The organism is Klebsiella sp. 141251, from assembly GCF_050600725.1.
Taxonomy (GTDB): Bacteria; Pseudomonadota; Gammaproteobacteria; order Enterobacterales; family Enterobacteriaceae; genus Klebsiella; species Klebsiella aerogenes.
On the sequence record NZ_JAQIRG010000001.1, the window covers coordinates 921868 to 942782 of the forward strand.

Here is a 20915-nt window from a genome sequence, read left to right on the forward strand (position 1 = left end):
CTACTGCATCGTGCAGACTGGCGAGATCCTTTGAGTTTGAACCAACAGGCAATTGAATATTATCGTTCCGGTAAATTGCCTGCAGCTGTAACCAAATTCTTTATGAACAAACCGAATGAAGTTTTACCCACGGGCAAGTTTGGAGTGTTAAACGAATTTAACAATGCGACCAGGGTGAGGCCATCCCGCGACCTGGCTGCCGGTAATCAGGAATTGGCAAACCTGCAGTGGGAGATGCCGAAACCCAAAAGTGACAGGGAACTGGATATAGGAAACCAACGGTCAGCTCTCGATATTTAGGGAATATTTATGAAGCAGAGATACACATCAGGGACCGTTCTGGCGGCCATGCTTATGGTCGTTGGATGTCAGGCGCAACAACCGCCGACGCAGGTTATTTATCGTTTCGATGACCACCGTTATCTGGAGCTGAAAGGTTGGGACTGTGAGGGCGATCTCTGGTATACGGATACCCAGAGGGGGATTCATACTGAGCCGGTAAGTCAGTTCTACCGAATTTTTACCAAAAAATTTATCCACCCTTCTGATCGCTATACATTACCGCGGAACTGAATTTATCGTCTGGGTACGTGGGGGAGATAACTTCTGTGTGGATGCATTGAGGAGGGTACTGGAGCATCTGAACATCCCTAACGCCAACGCCTGTGAAGTGGAATACCTTACCGAGTGTCCGGAGTACGGCATGGTGGATAAATGGATCGCTGCGCCCGATGACAACGTCATTAACCGAATCGTCATTACTGTCGATATGCATGAAGAAGACAGTGATTCAAAAAGTATGGAAAGCGCCTGTGCGTTTTCGTTCACTAATCACTATGTCAGAGCAGTAGGCGAAAAGCCGGTATATCTTTACCAGCCGATGTCCGTCATTGCTGATGTAGAAGAAAAGATCCCAGTCTATCTGGAGGTTAAGTCCGTTACTGCGCCTAAAACACTGTGGTATACAGGATTGCCCAGAGCGGATAAATACCCATTATTGCTTTTGGCGCCGGTGTGTCATTGACTGTTTTAGCCGTCAATAAGGCATATCAACATATGGGGTATTGAGCTGAATCTTATTGTATTTACGGGAAGAAGCCGACCGTGAGATCGGCTCCTGTCCCTGGTAATACGCAGCCCGGGTGTAAAGATTGGCAAAGTGAAATTATTTCTTTTTTTTATCGGTTGGCAACTGAGCGGCGCGGCGTTCTTTGATATAGGACACCAGACTGTAAACGGCGACTCCCAGCAGAGCAATCGCCACGATAAAGAGCACAAAACCCGACATAAATTAACCTAATGAGTTGTTTAAACAGAAGAAAAAATAACGCCTCACGAAGACGATATCATCGGGATGTTTCCGAAAGATGACCTAAAAGTGCCAAAGACATCCGGCATGGCTCGTTATGTTAAAGTATTGATGGTGTTAATGTGTTTATGACGCTCTGTGGGCGTCCTGGCGTTGGATGTAACACTCCGTTAAGTCAATTTACAGACGAACGGGGCTGCGGCTGTTACGCTAATCGTTGAATGAGAATTTTCTGAGAGTAATGCATGTTTAAAAAAAGTCTTGCCGGCCTGCTTGCTTCGGCGCTTATGCTGACGGCTTTTGCCAGTTGGGCGCAGTCGGAAAGCCAACAGGTTCGCGAACGAATTGTCGAGCAGGTGTTAAAACCCTGCGAAGGTAAAAAGGCCGGGGATAAAGTGGTGATGGTCGACCGCCGGGGCGGCGAACATGAAGCGATTTGTACGCTGGCGGCGGTGCCATTACCGGAATAGACGCCGCTTTCGCCATTCCCTCTGCGATACTCATCCTGACTCTGTTTTATACCTTGGTAGCGGTTAAGTTCATACCAACTGAGGTACTCCCGGGTTATGGCTTGCGCTTTATCCGGGCGACCGGGGTGCCGTTTTTTTGTCGGGTGCGGCTAACGCCTTACCCGATCTACGGTCCGTGCGGCCTGCCGTTAATTTCTTCACCACGCTGGCTGACACTACTGGTGCTGGTGATCTCAAAACCCCCGGTGGCGCTGTCGCTTACCGGGGCTACAGCGCTGGGCGATTTGGTAGCCCGGAGAAGGCGCAACGCGCCGCCTCCGGGAAAAAACCCTGGCAGCGATTAGCCGCCCTCTGTGCGCTCCCTGCGCCGCGGAAAACATATGGCAGAAAAATTAACCGGGAGCGCGATATACTCTGGAGCGACACGAGATAAACGCTTTTCTCAAGCTAAAAAGTTGTAAACCGATAACAGTATCTACGGTCCTGAATCCGCCGCTCCCGGCCATCTCTGAAGTGTTAAAAAAGCGACCGACGCCTCAGTTTGTGAGCCATTGCCCGCAAAAATGTCATAAATCCGTCACAATGATGGCGATGATAATAAATGACTGAGGATGAAGGGATGAAAAAAAGTCTACTCGCTGCCGCGGTGGCCGGGGCTGTATTGTTATCCGCCGGCGTGCAGGCGCAGGACGCCGTTGCGCCAGAGGGCTATCAGCTGCAACAGGTGCTGATCATGAGCCGCCATAACCTGCGCGCGCCGCTGGCCAATAATGGCAGCGTACTTGAGCAGTCGACGCCGAAATCCTGGCCGCAGTGGGATGTACCAGGCGGTCAGTTGACCACCAAAGGCGGCGTGCTGGAAGTCTACATGGGTCACTATATGCGTGAGTGGCTGGCGCAGCAGAAGCTGGTGAACAGCGGCGAGTGCCCGCCTGAAAATGCGGTTTACGCCTACGCCAATAGCCTGCAGCGCACCGTTGCAACCGCGCAGTTCTTTATCACCGGCGCTTTCCCGGGCTGCGGGGTGCCTGTGCATCATCAGCCGCAGATGGGAACCATGGATCCTACTTTCAATCCGGTCATTACCGATGATTCAGCCGAATTCGCGCAAAAAGCGGTGCAGGCGATGGAGAAAGAGCGTCAGGGGATGCAGCTCGCTGAGAGCTACAAGCTGCTGGAAGAGATGACCGACTATCGCAATTCGCCATCCTGTAAAGAAAAGCATGTCTGCTCGCTTAGCGACGGTAAAGATACCTTTAGCGCCAAATATCAGCAGGAGCCGGGCGTCTCCGGGCCGCTGAAGGTCGGCAACTCGCTGGTCGACGCCTTCACCCTGCAATACTACGAAGGTTTTCCGAAGGATCAGGTAGCGTGGGGCGAAATTGCCAGCGATAGGCAGTGGCAGGTGTTGTCGAAGCTGAAAAATGGCTATCAGGACAGCCTGTTTACTTCCGCGGAAGTGGCGCGCAACGTCGCTAAGCCGCTGGTCAAATATATCGATAATGCGCTGGTGGGCGATGGCGCCGGTAAGGCGAAAGTAACGCTGCTGGTCGGGCATGATTCCAACATCGCTTCGCTGCTGACGGCGTTGGACTTTAAACCTTATCAGTTACCTGGTCAGTATGAGCGCACGCCCATCGGCGGCAAGTTGCTGTTCCAGCGCTGGCACGATAGCGGCAGCAATCGCGATTTAATGAAAATTGAGTATGTCTATCAAAGCACTGAACAGCTGCGCAATGCCGACGCATTGAGCCTGCAATCCCCGCCGCAGCGGGTCACGCTGGCGCTTAACGGTTGTCCGGTAGATGATCAGGGATTCTGCCCGCTGGAGACGTTCAAAAAGGTCATGAACGAGGCGGCAAAATAAAACAAAAAACCCGGAGCAATCCGGGTGAAGAATTAGCGCGGGCGCAATGCCCGCGTAATTGAGCTATCAGACGTTTTTACGTTCGATGGTCTGTTCGCCCCAGAAGAGGCTGTCTTTGTCGGTTTTGGCGAAAGCTCGCGACAGCACCTCATCGCTGCCTTCTTCCCAAATTTTCTCCGCCAGCTTTTCATCGTAATTCGCGAGTTCGAAAATGGCTTCGGCGATTTCCAAAGAGGTATTACGTAAGCTTGCCCATTCGCCCACGTGGTGGGCCTTCGCTTCTTGATTTGGCATGCAACTCCTCCTGTTGAAGGTTAGCCGTGTAATTTCACAGCCACATTGGCGACGTGTTCACCCTGATAGCGAGCGATAGCCAGCTCTTCCTGGCTTGGTTGACGGGAGCCGTCGCCGCCTGCGATGGTGGTTGCGCCATATGGCGTGCCGCCGCGCACCTGGGAGACATCAAACAGCTCCTGCGCGCCGTAGCCAATCGGCACAATGATCATCCCATGATGGGCAAGGGTAGTCCAGGTTGAGGTAATTGTCTGCTCCTGGCCGCCGCCGGTACCGGTTGAACTGAAGACGCTGGCGACTTTGCCATACAGCGCGCCGGAAGCCCACAGACCGCCGGTCTGATCCAGGAAGGTGCGCATTTGTCCCGACATATTGCCGAAACGGGTAGGGGTACCAAAGATGATGGCATCATACTCCGCCAGTTCCTGCGGTGTGGCGACGGGCGCATTTTGTGTTTTCCCGCCTGCTTTGGCAAACGCTTCAGCCTGCATAGTTTCCGGCACGCGCTTCACAACCACCTCAACGCCGTCAACTTTATTTGCCCCTTCGGCAACGGCATGGGCCATGGTTTCGATGTGTCCATACATGGAATAATAAAGCACCAGAATTTTAGCCATTTGCATCACTCCTCGGTTGCGTAATTGTCCAGCCAAACGACTGGCTATCTATAAAGATAAGGCCTGTGGCGCAGAGTGCAAATCCAACAAACATTTGTTTGATTTATAACAAAATGGCAAAGATTAATTTGCAACGTATCTCGTAGCAAATAGATACATTTTGCGCAGGGCTGATTTCAGCTGAGAGAAGAAATGTTTAGCGGTTGCGCTCGCGGCTGGCGTCTGGTTTTGACGATTAAATGTTGCGGAATGTGACTATTTGCCCAGGGAATGAGTTTCATTTACTACGCTTATAAGCACGCGATGCACAATGGCCATGCCATATGCCGCGGGGGCTTAGGCCCTGAACTCACCTAATGCAATATGATGTCAAATCCAATGGAGGTCAGTAATGGCAAACCATCGTGGCGGTTCCGGCAACTTTGCCGAAGATCGTGCCAGAGCATCAGAAGCAGGTCGTAAAGGTGGCCAGCACAGCGGGGGGAACTTTAAAAACGATCCTCAACGCGCCTCGGAAGCTGGCAAAAAAGGGGGTAAAAATAGTCACGGCAATCGCAATAGCTAGCCGGGACTGTTTTTAATGATGCGGTGTTAATCTCCCCCGACCCTGCCGCATCACCCTCGCCGCCGACGTATGTCGGCGGTTTTTTTGTCAATGGGTGTTGCTTTCGGCCTGAAGCGCCTGCGAAACTGGTTAGCTATTTTTTGCTATTGGTCGCCGCATGTCTTCGCTCAAACTCTCAATAACGCCGCAGGAACTGATCCTGATTGTGATCACCATGTTCTGGGGCGGAACCTTTCTTGCCGTACAATACGCCGTGAGCTTTAGCGGGCCGTTTTTCTTCGTCGGCCTGCGCTTCGCCACCGCCGCGCTGGCGGTAGCGCTACTGTCGCTGCGTACGCTACGCGGCCTGACCTGGCTTGAGGTTAAGGCCGGTGTCGCGATCGGCGTGGCGATTGCGCTCGGTTACAGCCTGCAAACCTGGGGCTTACAGTCCATCTCCAGCAGTAAATCGGCGTTTATTACCGCCATGTATGTACCGCTGGTACCGCTGTTGCAGTGGCTGTGTCTGGGGCGCATGCCCGGCGTCATGTCCTGCGTGGGCATCGTGTTGGCGTTTATCGGGCTGATCCTGCTGGCGGGGCCGGAAAATAATCTGCTGGCGTTGGGAATTGGCGAAATGATTACCCTGGCAAGCGCCGTGGCTATCGCTGCCGAAATCATTTTAATAAGCGCGTGGGCGCGTCAGGTCGATGTGCGCCGGGTGACGGTGGTACAGCTGGCGACCGCTTCGCTGGTGGCATTTGCCGCGATGGGGCCGGCAGGGGAGTCGATCCCGCCGATGCGCCCGGAACTGCTGGCCGTCGCGCTGGGGTTGGGGATTTTCAGCGCCATTATTCAGGTCACCATGAACTGGGCGCAGCGTAGCGTATCGCCAACGCGGGCGACGCTGATTTACACCGGCGAGCCGGTTTGGGCTGGCGTGTTTGGTCGTATCGCCGGCGAGCGTTTGCCGCTGCTGGCGCTGGTGGGCTGTCTGTTTATTCTCGCCGGGGTACTGGTCAGCGAGCTGAAGTGGAAGAAAAAATCACGGTCGCAGATCGCGGCGGAGGAAGCACCAGAGCTTGCGGATCGGCACGAGCCCTAATTTTCGCCCCGGCAGCCGCACCGCCGGGGCGAACCCATCCCTGGTTATATCGTAGTGGCTTTCGCCACCTTTTCCTGATGCTGGCGGCGGTTAAGCAACGCATGCAGCGCAATAGCGCCGAAAGTCGCCGTCCCAATCCCGCCCAGGCGGAAGCCCCCCAGCGACAAGGTAAAATCGCCTGCGCCCAGAACCAAAGTCACCGCCACCATGATTAAATTCGCATTCTGGCTGAGATCGACCCGATTTTGCACCCATATCCTCGCCCCGGTGACCGCAATCAAACCAAAAACCACGATTGACGCGCCGCCAATTACCGGGCCTGGAATCGTATGAATCAGGGCGCCGAACTTGGGTGAAAAACCGAGCAGGATGGCGATCAGCGCCGCGGCGACAAACACCAGCGTTGAATAGACTTTGGTCACCGCCATAACGCCGATGTTCTCCGCATAGGTGGTGACGCCGCTACCGCCGCAGGCGCCGGAAAGCAGGGTCGCTAGCCCGTCGCCGACAAACGCGCGCCCCATCCAGGGATCCAGATTGCGTCCAGTCATTCCCGCGACGGCCTTCAAATGCCCCAGGTTTTCCGCCACCAGAATGATGGCCACTGGCGCTATCAGCAGCATCGCCTGGCTGTCAAAGGTGGGCGAAGTAAAGTGCGGGACCCCAAACCATGCCGCCTGAGCGACCGGGGCAAAATCCAGCGGTTTGCCAAGACCGAATCCGTTGGCCAGCAGCGCATAGAGCGCACAGGCGATAATGAGCCCCACCAGGATAAGCAGACGCTGCAGCAGTCCTCGGGTAAATACCGCGACGGCGCCGATACAAAGCACCGTCAGCATCGCCATCCAGCTGTCGAAGGCGTTGGCGGAAACGCTGTGCACGGCAATCGGCGCCAGGTTAAGACCGATCGCCATCACCACCGCGCCGGTTACCGCGGGCGGCATCAGACGCTCTATCCAGCCGGTGCCGATTTTCATCACCACCAGCCCAATCAGGGTATAGAGCAGCCCGCAGGCGATGATGCCGCCGAGGGCGACGCTGAGATGAGGATTCAACCCCTGGCCGGTAAAGCCGGTAACGGTGATGACCACGCCGACGAAGGCGGCGCTGGATCCAAGATAGCTCGGTACCCGACCGCCAGTGACGACAAAGAACAGCAGAGTGCCCACTCCCGACATCAGGATAGCCAGGTTCGGATCAAGCCCCATCAATAAAGGCATTAATACGGTCGCGCCAAACATCGCCACGGCGTGCTGCACGCCCATGATCAGCGTTTGTGCGGCGGATAAACGTTCATCCGGGGCGACAACGCCGGCATCCGCGGCGGGGGAGGTTAACTGCCAGCGAGGAAAACTGAAGAGTGCCATGATGATATCCCGGGTGAGAGGTTAACAAACGGGCCGCATAAGCGTGTGGTAGCCGCGGTCAAACCACATCAGACCGCGCGGTTCCGGCTGGCGGCTGATAGCCACGACCTGGCAAAACAGAATGTCATGGGTGCCGACCTGCAGTCGCTGGTCGATGCGGCAGTCGAAACTGACCAGCGCCTCTTTCAGCCGCGGGCAGCCGGTCGCGCCGGTTTGCCAGACGGCGGCGGCGAAACGTTCCGCCATCGGGGTTTTGCCGCCAAAGATAGTCGATAATTCCTCCTGCCCTGCCGCGAGGGTATTGACGCAAAGGGTCTGATGCTCGCTGAATATCGGCCAGACCGAGGCCGAACGGTTGAGGCACACCAGCAGCGTAGGCGGGGTGTCCGTTACGCTGCAGACCGCGCTGGCGGTAAAACCGGCGCGCCCGGCAGGTCCTTCGGTGGTGATAATGTTCACCGCCGCGCCGACGTGGGCCATGGCGTCGCGAAAACTGTGTCGATCCGCTAGGTTCATTATCGTCTCCTTATACCAGCAGGCAGGCTTCATCAAAGGTCAGGCGCGGCAGTCGGTCGTACAGTTTGCCGGGGTCGCCATAGCCGATATTCACCAGCAGATTGCTTTTCCAGCCGCTGTCGGCGAAAAACGCCGCATCGACTTTCTCGCGCTCGAACCCCGACATCGGGCCGGTGTCGAGGCCCAGCGAGCGGCAGGCGAAAATCAGATACGCCGCCTGCAGCGAGCTGTTGCGAAAGGCGGTTTCCTCAGCCAGCTGCGGGCTGGAAGTAAACCAGCTCCGGGCGTCGCCGTGGGGAAACAGCGCGGGCAGGCGGTCGTAAAACGCGCTATCCCAGGCCACGATGGCGGTGACCGGCGCCTGCATGGTTTTTTCCACATTGCCGCTGGAGAGCGTTGGGCGGAGTTTCGCTTTGCCCTCGGCGCTGCGCACAAAAACGATTCGCGCCGGTGAACAGTTGGCCGAGGTCGGCCCCATTTTCATCAGGTCGTAAATTGCCCGCAGTTGCTGGTCACTAACCGCGAGATCTCGCCAGCCATTGTAGGTCCGGGCACGGGTGAAAAGGGTTTCGCAAGCCTTTTGGTTGATTGCTTCGCTCATATATTCTCCTCGGCGACCGGCAGCAGGGCCGCCAGACCGTCGCGTAAGATAGGGTTAAAAGTGTCGCTGTCGGTAACGTTACAGGCATGGCCGCCCCAGGCCATTTCCACGAGTCGGCTACCGGGTATCGCCGCCTGCAGCATTCGCGAGCAGGAGGCGGGGACCAGCAGGTCGTCGGCGGCGCTGATGATGAGCGTCGGGCAGGCGATAGCCGCCGCGCGGCGCGAAAAATCCGCCTGTTTCAGGGCCTGCAGCCGTTTCAATAGATTCTCCTTGCCCTGGAAATGGCTAATGGCCAACGCGTCTTCCGCTTCGAGACGCGGCAGGCGGGCTGCCATCCACTCTGCCGGATAGAGAAACAGCGGTTGAGCCTCGACCCACGCCTGAACGCCGCCGGCATGCAGCAGGCGTTCGCGGACCTGAAAGCAGCGGCGGGTATGCGGCGACAGCGTCAGCCAGCCGTTGACCAGCACCAGGGCGCTGACCGCGCGTGGATAGTCGAGCGCCAGCTGCAGGCCAATCAGCGCCCCCAGCGCGTGGCCCACCAGCGCGAAGCGCGTGAGACCGGCCGCTTGCAGAGCGAGGAAAAGCTCCTGCGCCATGGTCGCCATACTGTAATTTTCCGCCAACGGGCCGCGATTCTCCCCGGTACCGTTATGGTCATAGAGCACCAGTTGATAATGCTGTTCCAGCGCCGCCCGCTGCGCCAGCCAGTACGCGCCAGCGCCGCCAAGCCCGGCGCTCAGCACCACCACCGGCGCGCCGGGCCACGGCGGCGGGGCAATATTGAGCCTCATCATGTTGGAGTACCGATATGGGCGACGCTGGCAATTTCCACCAGCGCATCGGGTTTCACCAGCCCGCACTGAATACAGAAACGCGCCGGTTTATCACCGGGGAAAAACTCGGCGTAGACCTCGTTAATCGCGGCGTAATTTTGCCAGTCGGTAATAAAGATACTGTTGAAGGTCACATCCGCCATACTGCCCCCCGCCGTTTCGATAACGCATTTGATGGTCTCCAGCACGTGACGGGTTTGCGCCTTTGGGTCGCCGGGGTAGAGCACATCGTTTTGCTTATCAAACGGCAGAGTGCCGGAGACATACACCACCCCGTCGGCGAGCGTCCCAGGAACAAAGGGGGCAATCGGCGTAGCGGTGCCGGGGGGAATAATCACCTGTTTAGGCATAGCGTTTCTCCTCGCAAAAAGCGAGCGGGGCGGCGGGTTCTATGGCGCGACAGAAGCTGCCGACATCGCTGACCCAGCCGAAAAAGGTTTCAATGTTGAACAACGCCGCCTGTTGCGCGAAGGCGGGGCCTGCCTGATGGGTGGCATCCTCCAGCACCACGCCGAAGTATTCAAGGAAGAAACCATCGCGCAGCGTCGATTCGACGCAGACGTTGGTGGCGATGCCGGTGAACACCAGGTGGCGAATACCGCGGCTGCGTAAAATGCTGTCGAGAGGGGTATTGAAAAAGCCGCTGTAGCGCGGTTTCGGCAGGACGATATCGCCCTCCTGCGGCCGCAATTCGTCAACCAGTTGATAATCCCAACCGCCTTTTGCCAGCAGCTTGCCCTGCAGTTCCGGGCGTTGGCGCATGGTCTTCAGCGCGTTGGATTTATGGTAATTCGGCGAGCCGGGGCCGCCGGCTTCCACATACTGTTCGTCCCAGCCATTCTGGAACCAGATAATTAACATGCCTGCGGCGCGGGCGGCGGCCACCGCGAGATTAATATTATCGATAACCGGCCGGGTGGCGGAGACGTCAAAACCGGCGAGATCCAGATATCCGCCCTGGCTTGCATAGGCGTTTTGCATATCGACCACGATCAGCGCGCTGTGCTGGGGCGCGAAGGTCAGCGATTCCGGGCGAGCGGGAAGGGTAATCATCAGGCCACCTCGCGGGTAATGGGAGCAATATGGTCACGGCAGCGCATCAACGGCTGAATACGTTCGCCGAAGGCGTCAATGCCCTGCAGGAAATCATCGAAGGTCAGCAGTACGCCGTCGGTACCGGGGACCGCCGCCACCTCATCGAGCATACGGGCGACGTTGGCATAAGAGCCGACGAGGGTGCCCATATTGATGTTGACCGCGGAGGTGGGGTCGGCCATCTGGCGGACGTTGGTATCGCTGCCGGAGCGGGTATCTTTCTGGCTCTGTTCGGTCAGCCATGCCAGCGCCTCTTCATCCGCGCCGGCCTTGTAGTGTTCCCATTTAGCGCGGGCCGCTTCGTCAGTTTCGTCGGCGATCACCATAAACAGCACGTAGGAGCCAACGTCGCGGCCGGTTTTTTCCGCCGCCTGCATCATCCGTGCGGCGGTGGGCGCGAAGGCGGCGGGGGTATTAACCCCTTTGCCAAAGCAAAAGTTGTAGTCGGCGTGTTGGGCGGAGAACGCCATGCCGGCGTCGCTTTGCCCGGCGCAGATAACCTTCATCGGCTGCGAGGGCCGCGGGCTGACCCGGCAGTCGTTCATGGTGAAGTAATCACCTTTAAAATCGCTGCGCCCGGTGCCCCACAGGTCGCGCAGAACCGTAACGTATTCAGTCAGGTAGTCATAGCGACTGGCGAAGTATTCATCGCCGGGCCAGATCCCCATCTGGTCATATTCCGGTTTTTGCCAGCCGGTCACCAGATTCACGCCAAAACGTCCGCCGGAGATAGAGTCGATAGTGGACGCCATGCGGGCGACGATGGCCGGAGGGAGCGTCAGCGTCGCGGCGGTGGCATAAATCTCTATCTTCGACGTCACCGCCGCCAGACCGGCCATCAGGGTGAACGATTCCAGGTTATGATCCCAGAATTCCGTTTTTCCTCCAAAGCCGCGCAGTTTGATCATGGAGAGCGCGAAGTCGAAATGGTAGCGCTCGGCCTTCTGCACAATCGCCTTATTCAGTTCGAAGGACGGCATATACTGCGGCGCATGCGTGGAAATTAACCAGCCGTTATTACCAATGGGAACGAAAACACCGATTTTCATAACTACCTCTCTGTCGTCATGGAAGATGAAATCGCGCGGTGCGGCATCCTGCCTCTCCCCGAACCACCTCGCAGTGGAAATAAAGCAAAGGTAATGCCAGTTTTAAAAAAGGTTTTGTTATTAATGTGTTGTGTAATGGTTGCCGGATTTGATGATGAAAATGTGGACCGAATGGTCAAAATCAGTGCACGAAAAAACGGCAGTCATGCGCGATCGGAGTGCGCAGGGTCGTGTCGGCGAGGGGCTTTTGCTATGCTGAAGACGACTACTGAAGGAGAAGACGTATGGCACAGGGCGCCGTGAAAAAAACCGGCAAGCGTTCACAGGCGGTGAGCGCCAAAAAAGAGGCCATTCTGGCCGCTGCGCTGGAGACCTTCTCGCAGTTCGGCATTCACGGTACGCGGCTGGAACAGGTCGCTGAACTGGCCGGGGTATCGAAAACCAATTTACTCTATTACTACCCGTCAAAAGAGGCGCTGTACGTTGCCGTGCTGCAGCGGATCCTCGCCATCTGGCTGGCGCCGTTGCGGGCATTTCGCGAAGATATCAGCCCGCTGGTGGCGATCCGCGAATATATTCGCCTTAAGCTTGAAGTATCGCGCGATCATCCTCAGGCCTCCAGACTGTTCTGTCTGGAGATGCTACAGGGGGCGCCGCTGCTCATGGGCGAACTGACCGGCGATCTGAAGGCGTTGATAGATGAAAAGTCGGCGATAATCTCGTCATGGATTGATAGCGGCAAGCTGGCGGCGGTCGATCCGCAGCACCTTATCTTTATGATCTGGGCGACGACGCAGCATTACGCCGATTTCGCCACTCAGGTGGAGGCGGTAACCGGCGCAACGCTGCAGGATGAGCAGTTTTTCCAGCAAACTGTGGATAACGTGCAGCGGATGATTATCGAAGGGATCCGCGTACGTTAATTAGCTGGCGGCAGCGGGCAGTTTTGGTCGCCGTCTTCGCACTGAAGCAGCGAGGCGAGGAAGGCTTCGCGCTCGACGCTCTTATCGGTCATGCACTGGCTTATCAGCATCGGTTGCATACTGCCGCCTTCCGCGCCGGAAGCGAGAAACGCGCAGTCGGCGTCACGCAGGGAAATCCACGCCTGCTGGGCTTTTTTCAGCAATTCAAGCTGTTTGCCGGAGGCGCGTTTCAGCGCCTGCTCCCAGGTCTCATTCAGCTTTTTATCGGCCGCCTGATATTGTGCGGCGGCGCACTGGTTCATTTCGGTTTGCGTGTTGGCATTGCTGCAGTCATCCGCCCACGCCGCGCCGCTGGCTAATAGGGCAGCCACGGCAATTAAAGTGCGTTTCATCGTTCTACTCCCATAAAAAAAAGCTCCCGTCCGGGAGCCTTAATTAAGCACAGCTAACGTCGGCTGTCATTAGTTGAACACGCCGTAGATGTCCCGGATGGCGGCCGGGCTACCCTTTGGCGGGGTTATGTAGCCCCGGTAAGCGTAGCGCCACCGGGGAGCCCGTTTTAGCCGATGGTCATCAGGCTGGCGTTACCGCCTGCCGCGGCGGTGTTGACGCTCAATGAACGCTCGATATACAGGCGCTCCAGCAGCAGATTGGTTTCGCCGCGGGCAAAGCCCTGCACCGATACAATTGCCCCGTCGCGCGCCGCCACCTGCTCACACAGCTCGCGCAGCTGATCGGAATCACCATGATAAATGACCGCGTCGAAGGCCTGACTGGTCAACTGATCCGCTTTCGCAAAATGAATCCGCTCGCTGACCTCACGCGGCAGTTTCTTCGCCAGTTCGCGCTGCAGGGCGCTATCCGGCCACAGCACTTCACAACCAACCGCCATCGCCGCCGCCAGCTGAATCAGCGCGTCCTGCTCGTTATCCGCCACGCACAATACGCGCTCGCGCGGCATCAGCGTCAGGGTATTGCGCTCGCCGGTTGGCCCTGGCAGCAGGCGTTGGGTGCCGCTTTGCGCCAGCTCGCTGTATTGCTGACACAGCGCCTGCAGTTCAGGACGGCCAGCCGCCCACTGCTGCAGCGCCTGCAGCGGTTTCTCCAGCAGCGTTTTCAACTGGGCGTCCAGCGGACGCTCCGCATCCTGGCGGGCGAAAGTGACGCCGACCGCGCCCTGCGGGCGACTGGACAGCAAACGATACAGGTACAGCGGGCCGCCGGCTTTCGGGCCGGTGCCCGATAACCCTTCGCCGCCGAACGGCTGTACGCCGACCACCGCGCCAACCATATTGCGGTTGACGTACAGGTTACCGACTTTCGCGCTGCCGGTGACCTGCGCAATGGTCTCGTCGATACGGGTATGCACGCCGAGGGTCAAGCCGTAGCCGGAGGCGTTAATCTGCTCAACCAGCTTATCCAGTTCGTTACGGTTATAGCGCACCACGTGCAGAACCGGGCCGAAGACCTCTTTTTTCAGTTCGTCGAAGCTCTCGAGTTCGATAAGCGTCGGCGCCACGAAAGTACCATGATTCCACTCGCGGGCATCTTCGCTATTTTCACGTACCGCCTGGAAGACATTGCGGCCTTTCGCGCGCAGCGCCTGAATATGGCGTTCGATATTCTCTTTGGCTTCCGCGTCGATTACCGGGCCGATATCGGTGGTCAGGCGACCCGGATTACCCATCCGGCATTCGCTCATCGCGCCGCGCAGCATGGTTAACGTATGGTCGGCGACTTCTTCCTGCAGGCAAAGCACGCGCAGGGCGGAACAGCGCTGGCCGGCGCTGTCGAAAGCCGAGGCCAGTACGTCGATCACCACCTGCTCGGTGAGCGCCGACGAGTCGACGATCATCGCGTTCATGCCGCCGGTTTCCGCGATAAGCGGTGTCGGACGGCCCTGCGCATCAAGGCGGTTAGCGATGTTGCGCTGCAGCAGCGTCGCTACTTCGGTCGAACCGGTAAACATTACGCCGCGAACGCGTTCGTCTGAGGTTAGCGCGGCGCCGACGGTTTCCCCGCGGCCCGGCAGCAGTTGAATCACCCCCGGCGGTACGCCGGCTTCCAGCAGAATCGCTACGCCTTGCGCGGCGATAAGCGGCGTCTGCTCGGCCGGTTTGGCCAGCACGCTGTTGCCTGCCGCCAGCGCCGCGGCAATCTGGCCGGTGAAGATCGCCAGCGGGAAGTTCCACGGGCTGATACAGACGACCGGGCCCAATGGACGGTGGGTTTCATTATCGAAATCGTCGCGCACCTGACCGGCATAATAGTGAAGGAAGTCGACCGCTTCGCGCACTTCAGCAATGGCGTTGCTGAAGGTTTTGCCAGCTTCGCGCACCAGGATCCCCATCAGGGTCGGCATCTGGCTTTCCATCAGTACGGCAGCGCGCTCAAGAATGGCGGCGCGTTCCTGCGGCGGAGTGGCGAACCAAATTGGCGCGTTATTGATAGCGCTTGTCAGCGCCTGCTGCACTTCGGCATCGCTGGCTTCGCGGACGTAGCCGACGATATCTTTCGGTTCCGCCGGGTTAATGACCGGCTGCATCTCGCCTTCTACCACCGGCTGCTCCAGCATCGGTAGCGCCTGCCATTTATGCAGCGCGCTGTTAAGCAACGAAGAGGAGAGGGAGGCCAGTCGGTGTTCGTTAGCCAGATCCAGACCGGCGGAGTTGCTGCGGCCGTTACCGTAGAGATCGCGCGGCAGCGGAATTTTCGGATGCGGCAGGCCGGCCTGGCCTTCCTGCTGCGCCAGTTTTTCGACCGCGCTGACCGGATCGGCCACCAGTTCGTCCAGCGGCAGGGTATTATCCGCGATACGGTTAACGAAGGAGGTATTGGCGCCGTTTTCCAGTAGACGACGCACCAGATACGCCAGCAGCGTTTCATGGGTACCGACCGGCGCGTAGATACGACACGGACGGTTTAGTTTGCCGTCGGCGACTTTGCCCACGACCTGCTCATACAGCGGTTCGCCCATGCCGTGCAGGCACTGGAACTCGTACTGGCCAGGGTAGTAGTTTTGCCCCGCCAGCTGGTAGATAGCCGCCAGCGTATGGGCGTTATGGGTGGCAAACTGCGGATAAATCAGGTTCGGTACCGCCAGCAGCTTTTTGGCGCAGGCGAGATACGAAACGTCGGTGTAGACCTTACGGGTATAAACCGGATAGCCTTCGAGGCCTTCCATCTGCGCGCGTTTGATTTCGCTATCCCAATAGGCGCCTTTCACCAGGCGAATCATCAGGCGACGGCGGCTGCGGGTCGCCATGTCGATCAGCGAATCAATCACAAACGGGCAGCGTTTCTGATAGGCCTGAATAACAAAGCCGATACCGTTCCAGCCGGCCAGCTCCGGTTCGAAGCATAGTTTTTCCAGCAGGTCGAGGGAGATCTCCAGGCGGTCGGCCTCTTCGGCATCGATGTTAATGCCGATGTCGTACTGGCGCGCCAGCAGCGTCAGCGATTTAAGGCGCGGATAGAGCTCTTCCATGACCCGGTCATACTGCGCGCGGCTGTAGCGCGGGTGCAGCGCGGAAAGTTTAATTGAGATCCCCGGCCCTTCATAAATGCCGCGGCCGTTGGAGGCTTTACCGATGGCGTGGATCGCCTGCTGATAAGAGACCATATAGGCCTGCGCATCGGCGGCGGTCAGCGCGGCTTCGCCGAGCATATCGTAGGAGTAACGGAACCCTTTCTCTTCCAGCTTGCGGGCGTTGGCCAGCGCTTCGGCGATGGTTTCGCCAGTGACGAACTGCTCGCCCATCAGGCGCATCGCCATATCCACGCCTTTGCGGATCAGCGGTTCGCCGCTCTTGCCAATAATGCGGTTCAGCGAGCGGGAGAGGCTGGTCTCATTATGCGTCGACACCAGTTTCCCGGTAAACAACAGCCCCCAGGTGGCGGCGTTAACGAACAGCGACGGGCTGCGGCCGATATGCGATTGCCAGTTGCCGTTGCTGATTTTGTCGCGGATTAGCGCATCGCGGGTGGCTTTATCCGGAATGCGCAGCAGCGCTTCGGCCAGGCACATCAGCGCCACGCCTTCCTGCGAGGAAAGCGAGAACTCCTGCAGCAGGCTCTGCACCATGCCAGCGCGGCCGCTGGCGGTTTTCTGGTTGCGTAGCTTTTCCGCCAGCTGGTAGGCCAGCTTGTGCGCCTGTTCGCCTAACGGCTGCGGCAGACGGGCCTGCTCCAGCAACATCGGTACCGCATCGGTTTCCGGGCGTCGCCAGGCGGCGGTGATCGCCGCGCGGCTGACCGATTGCGGCAGAATTTGTTCGGCGAACTCAAGGAACGGCTGATACGGCTCGTCCGCCGGAGTGCCTGCTTCATCGCTTTCATTGGCGGCGCCGGAAAGGAGCGCCGGCAGTTCCGGTAGCGTCTCGTCGTTTTCCAGCTTTTCCAGATAGTTGAAGATGGCTTGCTTAATCAGCCAGTGCGGCGTGCGGTCAATACGGCTCGCGGCGGACTTAATGCGTTCGCGCGTGGCGTCGTCAAGTTTTACACCCATGGTGGTGGTGCCCATTGCGGGAACTCCTGTTAGCTATGTAATGCCCTTTTATTGGTTGCGTAGAAATATCACCCATGTTGCAACTTTGTGCAACCTTGTTAATTGTGACCTGGCTAGCAAGCTGAGAAATGAATGAATTGTTAATAGCCTTGATAAGATTTTCCAATAAATAGCCTCATTCAAATAACGTATTTATCTGCGTTGCTTAACAGTTTTTTCAGGTGCAACCCGTAAAAACGTGAGGGAGTGCAACCTATAGAAAATTGCTATTTTTCCTGAGACAACTTTCGTGTAAATGCTGTGTTAAATCGTTTGTGAAATACCGACGCATCCGTCAGGATACGCTCGCCCAATACAACCAATACGCCATTACCCCGTTCCGGTAGTGGATAAAACGACAAAGTTGGACGTTGTCGAAATAAATTCTGGAGATTTGCATGGCTATTAGCACACCCATGTTGGTGACGTTTATTGTTTATATTTTTGGCATGGTACTGATAGGTTTTATTGCCTGGCGCTCAACCAAGAACTTTGACGATTATATTCTCGGCGGCCGCAGCCTTGGGCCATTTGTGACCGCGCTCTCTGCCGGTGCATCAGATATGAGCGGCTGGCTGCTGATGGGGTTACCGGGGGCGATTTTTCTCTCCGGGATTTCCGAAAGCTGGATCGCCATCGGCCTGACCCTGGGGGCGTGGATTAACTGGAAACTGGTGGCCGGGCGCCTGCGCGTGCATACCGAAGTCAACAACAACGCCCTGACGCTGCCGGACTATTTTACCGGACGCTTCGAAGATAAAAGCCGTGTGCTGCGTATTATCTCCGCGCTGGTTATCTTACTGTTCTTCACTATTTATTGTGCTTCCGGGATTGTTGCCGGCGCACGTCTGTTCGAAAGCACCTTCGGTATGAGCTATGAAACCGCGCTGTGGGCCGGTGCCGCCGCGACAATCATCTATACCTTCGTGGGCGGTTTCCTGGCGGTGAGCTGGACCGATACCGTGCAGGCCAGCCTGATGATCTTCGCGCTGATTTTAACGCCGGTGATGGTGATTATCTCGGTCGGCGGTTTCGGCGATTCGCTGGAAGTGATTAAGCAAAAAAGCATCGAAAATATCGACATGCTCAAGGGACTGAACTTCGTGGCGATTATTTCGCTGATGGGTTGGGGTCTCGGTTATTTCGGCCAGCCGCATATTCTGGCGCGCTTTATGGCGGCGGATTCTCACCACAGCATTGTTCATGCGCGTCGTATTAGTATGACCTGGATGATCCTCTGTCTGGCGGGCGCGGTATCGGTCGGTTTCTTCGGTATCGCCTACTTTAATAACAACCCGAGCCTGGCGGGCGCGGTTAATCAGAACGCCGAACGGGTATTTATCGAACTGGCGCAAATCCTGTTTAACCCGTGGATTGCCGGGATCCTGCTGTCGGCCATTCTGGCGGCGGTCATGTCGACCCTGAGCTGCCAGCTGCTGGTCTGCTCCAGCGCGATTACCGAAGATCTGTATAAAGCCTTCCTGCGTAAAAACGCCGGTCAGAAAGAGTTGGTCTGGATCGGCCGCTTCATGGTGCTGGTGGTAGCGCTGATTGCGATTGCGCTGGCCGCTAACCCGGAAAACCGCGTACTGGGTCTGGTCAGCTACGCATGGGCAGGCTTCGGCGCCGCATTTGGCCCGGTGGTGCTGTTCTCGGTGATGTGGTCGCGTATGACTCGTAACGGCGCGCTGGCCGGGATGATTATTGGCGCGGTTACGGTTATCGTCTGGAAACAGTTCGGCTGGTTGGGACTGTATGAAATCATCCCTGGCTTCCTGTTCGGCAGTATCGGGATTGTGGTCTTCAGCCTGCTGGGCAAAGCGCCATCGGCGGCCATGCAGCAGCGTTTTGCCGAAGCGGACGCGCATTACCATTCTGCGCCGCCGGTACGCGCTACCGCTGAATAAAAGTAGCGAGCACCAGAAACCGCAACGGCTCCCATCAGGGAGCCGTTTTTTTTGCCGCCTGTACGGCCCGGCGGAAAGCTGCTGGCGGTCAGGCGGTTACTTCGCCGCGCCTTCGTTTACCCAGTTCATGAAGATCAGATACCCGATGGAGAGCAGAGTGGCGCCAATAAACATCCCGAGAATGCCATCGGTGGCCATGCCGCCCAACGCGCCGAGCAGAACGATCGGCATCGGCGCGTCTACGCCGCGCCCCAGCATTAGCGGTTTGAGGACGTTATCGACCATCCCGGCGACAATCAGCAGGACGGTAAACACGATATTCACCGCGGTGCCGTGGTCGCCGGTCATCCACATAATGGCAATCGCCGGGGCGGTGACCAGTATCACCGGGATTTGCGCGATACCGAGCACCAGCGCCAGCACGAAGAAGATACCGGCGGCCGGGATCCCCGCCAATGCAATGATAATTCCCGTCAGCAAGGCCTGAATCAGCGCCACGCCGATCACCCCCTGCGCGACGGCGCGGATGGTGCCGGTGCACAGACGGCTCAGGGCAACACCTTTAGTTTCGTCGGTGATACGGATGGCAATACGTTTAGCGCTGTTGGCGCCTGCCGCGCCCCAGGTCATGATAGCGCCGGCGACAATAAAGGAGAGGACAAAGCCCAGCAGCCCGCCGCCCATACTTGCCAGCACGCCGAGCACCAGTTTCGCCGCCTCGCCAATTTGCGTGTGATAACTGCTCAGTACCGCCGGCAGGTCCGCCGAGGCCTTCAGCCAGAACGCATACAGCTTACCGCCTACGAGGGGAATAGAGGCGACGTTGGCCGATGGCGGCGGCAGCGTGAGATCGCTACCGCTGACCTTATCAATCAGGCTACCGGCGCTTTCGCCAAGCGAGGTCACCATGAAAATGGTCGGTATGACGATAATCAGCAGGCCGAATAATACCAATATGGTTGATGCCAGCCCCTGTCGCCCGCCGATACGTCGCGCGATGTGTTGATGTAAAGGGTAGAGGGTGACGGCCAGGATCAGCGCCCATAGCATCATGTTCAGGAACGGCGAGAAGACGGTAAAGCAGAAGGAGGCCAGCGCCAGTATCAAGCCGAACTTAATAAACATATCGAGAAAGCGGGTGACAATTCTTTTCTCAATATTAGCTAACTCATTATTTTCTATCATGAATTATTCCAGTTGTTATTTTACGCGGCCGCCAGGCCAGTTAAAAACGCTCAACTATAGAGAAGTCTTTGAAATAAAAAACGCAGGAAATAATTTAAAAAAGAATTTCGCCCAGGCTGTGTTTATCAGTGTAGAACAAAAGAAAATACGCCGTATCGCCAGAGAGTAATGTTCGCGCCTCTCTTGCTAATTCACTGAAAATACGCTGATATCTGGGTACAAAAAACAATGAGGATAGCAAATGAAATTACCCCAGGCCGCCGCGGCGCTGATCGTTGCCGCACTGTTGACAGGATGCGTGGCGCCATCCGAGAAAAGCGCCGCGCGCGTTGATAATAACGCCTGTCCGGCGGACAACGCGATGGTGCAAACCACCCTTTATTTCGGCCTTAGCCGGCCAGCGGGGAAAGATATTACCGCCCAGGAGTGGCAGCAGTTTGTCGACCGCGATGTGACGCCGCGTTTTCGCGATGGCTTGACGGTTTTTGATGCCCGCGGCCAGTGGTTAGGTAACAATGGCGCAGTGGCCCGCGAGTCCAGCAAGGCGCTGATGCTGATTCACAGCAATGATGCGAAAAGTGAGCAGGGGATTGAAGCGCTGCGTAATACGTATAAGACGCGATTCGCCCAGGAGTCCGTTATGCGCGTTGATCAGCCGGTGTGCGTACATTTCTGACGAAC

22 protein-coding genes and 1 pseudogene are annotated in these 20915 nt (G+C 57.2%); 10 read left to right on the forward strand and 13 right to left on the reverse strand.

From position 1 onward, the window contains the following. Positions 1-30: 30 nt before the first annotated feature. The 3 genes and pseudogenes from PGR09_RS04375 (at position 31) to PGR09_RS04385 (ending at position 1024) form a co-directional block, all read left to right on the forward strand. Positions 31-300, forward strand: a complete 270-nt coding sequence (locus tag PGR09_RS04375) for a hypothetical protein (protein ID WP_316422549.1) — start codon at positions 31-33, stop codon at positions 298-300. Positions 301-309: 9 nt separating this feature from the next. Then, positions 310-555: pseudogene (locus tag PGR09_RS04380) on the forward strand (T6SS immunity protein Tli3 family protein); the annotation flags it as partial. Positions 556-610: 55 nt separating this feature from the next. Beyond that, positions 611-1024, forward strand: a complete 414-nt coding sequence (locus tag PGR09_RS04385; protein WP_430915831.1) for a hypothetical protein — start codon at positions 611-613, stop codon at positions 1022-1024. 141 nt (positions 1025-1165) lie between these two features. Here PGR09_RS04385 and PGR09_RS04390 read toward each other — a convergent pair whose 3' ends face one another. Further along, positions 1166-1288, reverse strand: a complete 123-nt coding sequence (locus tag PGR09_RS04390; RefSeq protein WP_072251592.1) for a small membrane protein — start codon at positions 1286-1288, stop codon at positions 1166-1168. Positions 1289-1554: 266 nt separating this feature from the next. Between PGR09_RS04390 and PGR09_RS04395 the strand changes: the two genes are divergently transcribed. Further along, a complete protein-coding gene (locus tag PGR09_RS04395) occupies positions 1555-1779 on the forward strand; it encodes a hypothetical protein (protein ID WP_045396984.1) in 225 nt (74 codons plus the stop codon). 619 nt (positions 1780-2398) lie between these two features. Continuing rightward, on the forward strand, positions 2399-3646 hold the full coding sequence (gene agp, locus PGR09_RS04400; protein ID WP_396279775.1) for a bifunctional glucose-1-phosphatase/inositol phosphatase: 1248 nt from the start codon (positions 2399-2401) through the stop codon (positions 3644-3646). A gap of 66 nt (positions 3647-3712) precedes the next feature. Here agp and PGR09_RS04405 read toward each other — a convergent pair whose 3' ends face one another. Both PGR09_RS04405 and wrbA read right to left on the reverse strand, forming a co-directional pair. Then, the gene (locus PGR09_RS04405; RefSeq protein ID WP_015367252.1) at positions 3713-3940 is read right to left on the reverse strand and encodes a YccJ family protein; all 228 of its coding nucleotides are present in this window, start codon (positions 3938-3940) and stop codon (positions 3713-3715) included. Positions 3941-3960: 20 nt separating this feature from the next. Further along, the gene (gene wrbA, locus PGR09_RS04410) at positions 3961-4557 is read right to left on the reverse strand and encodes an NAD(P)H:quinone oxidoreductase (RefSeq protein ID WP_015367251.1); all 597 of its coding nucleotides are present in this window, start codon (positions 4555-4557) and stop codon (positions 3961-3963) included. A gap of 391 nt (positions 4558-4948) precedes the next feature. Here wrbA and PGR09_RS04415 point away from each other — a divergent pair, with 391 nt between their 5' ends. Then, positions 4949-5122 (forward strand): general stress protein, encoded by a 174-nt coding sequence (locus PGR09_RS04415; protein WP_015367250.1) that lies wholly within the window; start codon positions 4949-4951, stop codon positions 5120-5122. A gap of 157 nt (positions 5123-5279) precedes the next feature. Continuing rightward, positions 5280-6206 (forward strand): DMT family transporter, encoded by a 927-nt coding sequence (locus PGR09_RS04420; RefSeq protein ID WP_045396980.1) that lies wholly within the window; start codon positions 5280-5282, stop codon positions 6204-6206. A 44-nt stretch (positions 6207-6250) separates the two neighbouring features. Here PGR09_RS04420 and rutG read toward each other — a convergent pair whose 3' ends face one another. The 7 genes from rutG to rutA are packed head-to-tail and all read right to left on the reverse strand — an operon-like array spanning position 6251 to position 11673. Further along, complete coding sequence (gene rutG / locus PGR09_RS04425; RefSeq protein WP_047043581.1) at positions 6251-7573, reverse strand: pyrimidine utilization transport protein G; 1323 nt, start codon at positions 7571-7573, stop codon at positions 6251-6253. 21 nt (positions 7574-7594) lie between these two features. Next, positions 7595-8089: an NADH-dependent FMN reductase RutF gene (gene rutF / locus PGR09_RS04430; protein ID WP_045396975.1), complete on the reverse strand. Its 495-nt coding sequence runs from the start codon at positions 8087-8089 to the stop codon at positions 7595-7597. Between the two features lie 10 nt (positions 8090-8099). After that, positions 8100-8690: a malonic semialdehyde reductase gene (locus tag PGR09_RS04435; protein ID WP_047078733.1), complete on the reverse strand. Its 591-nt coding sequence runs from the start codon at positions 8688-8690 to the stop codon at positions 8100-8102. After that, positions 8687-9490, reverse strand: a complete 804-nt coding sequence (gene rutD, locus PGR09_RS04440) for a pyrimidine utilization protein D (RefSeq protein WP_047078734.1) — start codon at positions 9488-9490, stop codon at positions 8687-8689. Before rutD ends, PGR09_RS04435 begins: the two co-directional genes overlap by 4 nt. Next, positions 9487-9879 (reverse strand): pyrimidine utilization protein C, encoded by a 393-nt coding sequence (gene rutC, locus PGR09_RS04445; protein WP_045396967.1) that lies wholly within the window; start codon positions 9877-9879, stop codon positions 9487-9489. Before rutC ends, rutD begins: the two co-directional genes overlap by 4 nt. Beyond that, positions 9872-10582: a pyrimidine utilization protein B gene (rutB, locus tag PGR09_RS04450; RefSeq protein ID WP_047078735.1), complete on the reverse strand. Its 711-nt coding sequence runs from the start codon at positions 10580-10582 to the stop codon at positions 9872-9874. The genes rutC and rutB overlap by 8 nt, the downstream gene beginning before the upstream one ends. After that, positions 10582-11673: a pyrimidine utilization protein A gene (rutA, locus tag PGR09_RS04455; RefSeq protein ID WP_045396962.1), complete on the reverse strand. Its 1092-nt coding sequence runs from the start codon at positions 11671-11673 to the stop codon at positions 10582-10584. The genes rutB and rutA overlap by 1 nt, the downstream gene beginning before the upstream one ends. A 284-nt stretch (positions 11674-11957) precedes the next feature. Here rutA and rutR point away from each other — a divergent pair, with 284 nt between their 5' ends. Continuing rightward, on the forward strand, positions 11958-12596 hold the full coding sequence (rutR, locus tag PGR09_RS04460) for an HTH-type transcriptional regulator RutR (RefSeq protein WP_045396960.1): 639 nt from the start codon (positions 11958-11960) through the stop codon (positions 12594-12596). Here the strand turns inward: rutR and PGR09_RS04465 are convergent. Then, a complete protein-coding gene (locus PGR09_RS04465) occupies positions 12593-12988 on the reverse strand; it encodes a lysozyme inhibitor LprI family protein (RefSeq protein WP_045396958.1) in 396 nt (131 codons plus the stop codon). The two genes, rutR and PGR09_RS04465, sit on opposite strands and share 4 nt — an antisense overlap. A 167-nt stretch (positions 12989-13155) precedes the next feature. Next, positions 13156-17118, reverse strand: a complete 3963-nt coding sequence (putA, locus tag PGR09_RS04470; protein WP_047078736.1) for a trifunctional transcriptional regulator/proline dehydrogenase/L-glutamate gamma-semialdehyde dehydrogenase — start codon at positions 17116-17118, stop codon at positions 13156-13158. Positions 17119-17540: 422 nt separating this feature from the next. Between putA and putP the strand changes: the two genes are divergently transcribed. Beyond that, on the forward strand, positions 17541-19049 hold the full coding sequence (gene putP, locus PGR09_RS04475) for a sodium/proline symporter PutP (protein WP_045365591.1): 1509 nt from the start codon (positions 17541-17543) through the stop codon (positions 19047-19049). A 96-nt stretch (positions 19050-19145) separates the two neighbouring features. Here the strand turns inward: putP and PGR09_RS04480 are convergent, their stop codons facing one another. After that, complete coding sequence (locus PGR09_RS04480) at positions 19146-20234, reverse strand: AI-2E family transporter (protein ID WP_074165786.1); 1089 nt, start codon at positions 20232-20234, stop codon at positions 19146-19148. A gap of 241 nt (positions 20235-20475) precedes the next feature. Between PGR09_RS04480 and PGR09_RS04485 the strand changes: the two genes are divergently transcribed. Then, a complete protein-coding gene (locus PGR09_RS04485) occupies positions 20476-20910 on the forward strand; it encodes a DUF3574 domain-containing protein (RefSeq protein ID WP_063447263.1) in 435 nt (144 codons plus the stop codon). The last annotated feature ends 5 nt before the right edge of the window (positions 20911-20915 follow it).

Excerpts from the sequence above, each read along its gene's own strand:
- PGR09_RS04390 (WP_072251592.1), bottom strand. The coding sequence starts at position 1,288 with ATGTCGGGTTTTGTGCTCTTTATCGTGGCGATTGCTCTGCTGGGAGTC.
- PGR09_RS04395 (WP_045396984.1), top strand. The coding sequence starts at position 1,555 with ATGTTTAAAAAAAGTCTTGCCGGCCTGCTTGCTTCGGCGCTTATGCTG.
- agp (WP_396279775.1), top strand. The coding sequence starts at position 2,399 with ATGAAAAAAAGTCTACTCGCTGCCGCGGTGGCCGGGGCTGTATTGTTA.
- PGR09_RS04405 (WP_015367252.1), bottom strand. The coding sequence starts at position 3,940 with ATGCCAAATCAAGAAGCGAAGGCCCACCACGTGGGCGAATGGGCAAGC.
- wrbA (WP_015367251.1), bottom strand. The coding sequence starts at position 4,557 with ATGGCTAAAATTCTGGTGCTTTATTATTCCATGTATGGACACATCGAA.
- PGR09_RS04415 (WP_015367250.1), top strand. The coding sequence starts at position 4,949 with ATGGCAAACCATCGTGGCGGTTCCGGCAACTTTGCCGAAGATCGTGCC.
- PGR09_RS04420 (WP_045396980.1), top strand. The coding sequence starts at position 5,280 with ATGTCTTCGCTCAAACTCTCAATAACGCCGCAGGAACTGATCCTGATT.
- rutG (WP_047043581.1), bottom strand. The coding sequence starts at position 7,573 with ATGGCACTCTTCAGTTTTCCTCGCTGGCAGTTAACCTCCCCCGCCGCG.
- rutF (WP_045396975.1), bottom strand. The coding sequence starts at position 8,089 with ATGAACCTAGCGGATCGACACAGTTTTCGCGACGCCATGGCCCACGTC.
- PGR09_RS04435 (WP_047078733.1), bottom strand. The coding sequence starts at position 8,690 with ATGAGCGAAGCAATCAACCAAAAGGCTTGCGAAACCCTTTTCACCCGT.
- rutD (WP_047078734.1), bottom strand. The coding sequence starts at position 9,490 with ATGATGAGGCTCAATATTGCCCCGCCGCCGTGGCCCGGCGCGCCGGTG.
- rutC (WP_045396967.1), bottom strand. The coding sequence starts at position 9,879 with ATGCCTAAACAGGTGATTATTCCCCCCGGCACCGCTACGCCGATTGCC.
- rutB (WP_047078735.1), bottom strand. The coding sequence starts at position 10,582 with ATGATTACCCTTCCCGCTCGCCCGGAATCGCTGACCTTCGCGCCCCAG.
- rutA (WP_045396962.1), bottom strand. The coding sequence starts at position 11,673 with ATGAAAATCGGTGTTTTCGTTCCCATTGGTAATAACGGCTGGTTAATT.
- rutR (WP_045396960.1), top strand. The coding sequence starts at position 11,958 with ATGGCACAGGGCGCCGTGAAAAAAACCGGCAAGCGTTCACAGGCGGTG.
- PGR09_RS04465 (WP_045396958.1), bottom strand. The coding sequence starts at position 12,988 with ATGAAACGCACTTTAATTGCCGTGGCTGCCCTATTAGCCAGCGGCGCG.
- putA (WP_047078736.1), bottom strand. The coding sequence starts at position 17,118 with ATGGGCACCACCACCATGGGTGTAAAACTTGACGACGCCACGCGCGAA.
- putP (WP_045365591.1), top strand. The coding sequence starts at position 17,541 with ATGGCTATTAGCACACCCATGTTGGTGACGTTTATTGTTTATATTTTT.
- PGR09_RS04480 (WP_074165786.1), bottom strand. The coding sequence starts at position 20,234 with ATGATAGAAAATAATGAGTTAGCTAATATTGAGAAAAGAATTGTCACC.
- PGR09_RS04485 (WP_063447263.1), top strand. The coding sequence starts at position 20,476 with ATGAAATTACCCCAGGCCGCCGCGGCGCTGATCGTTGCCGCACTGTTG.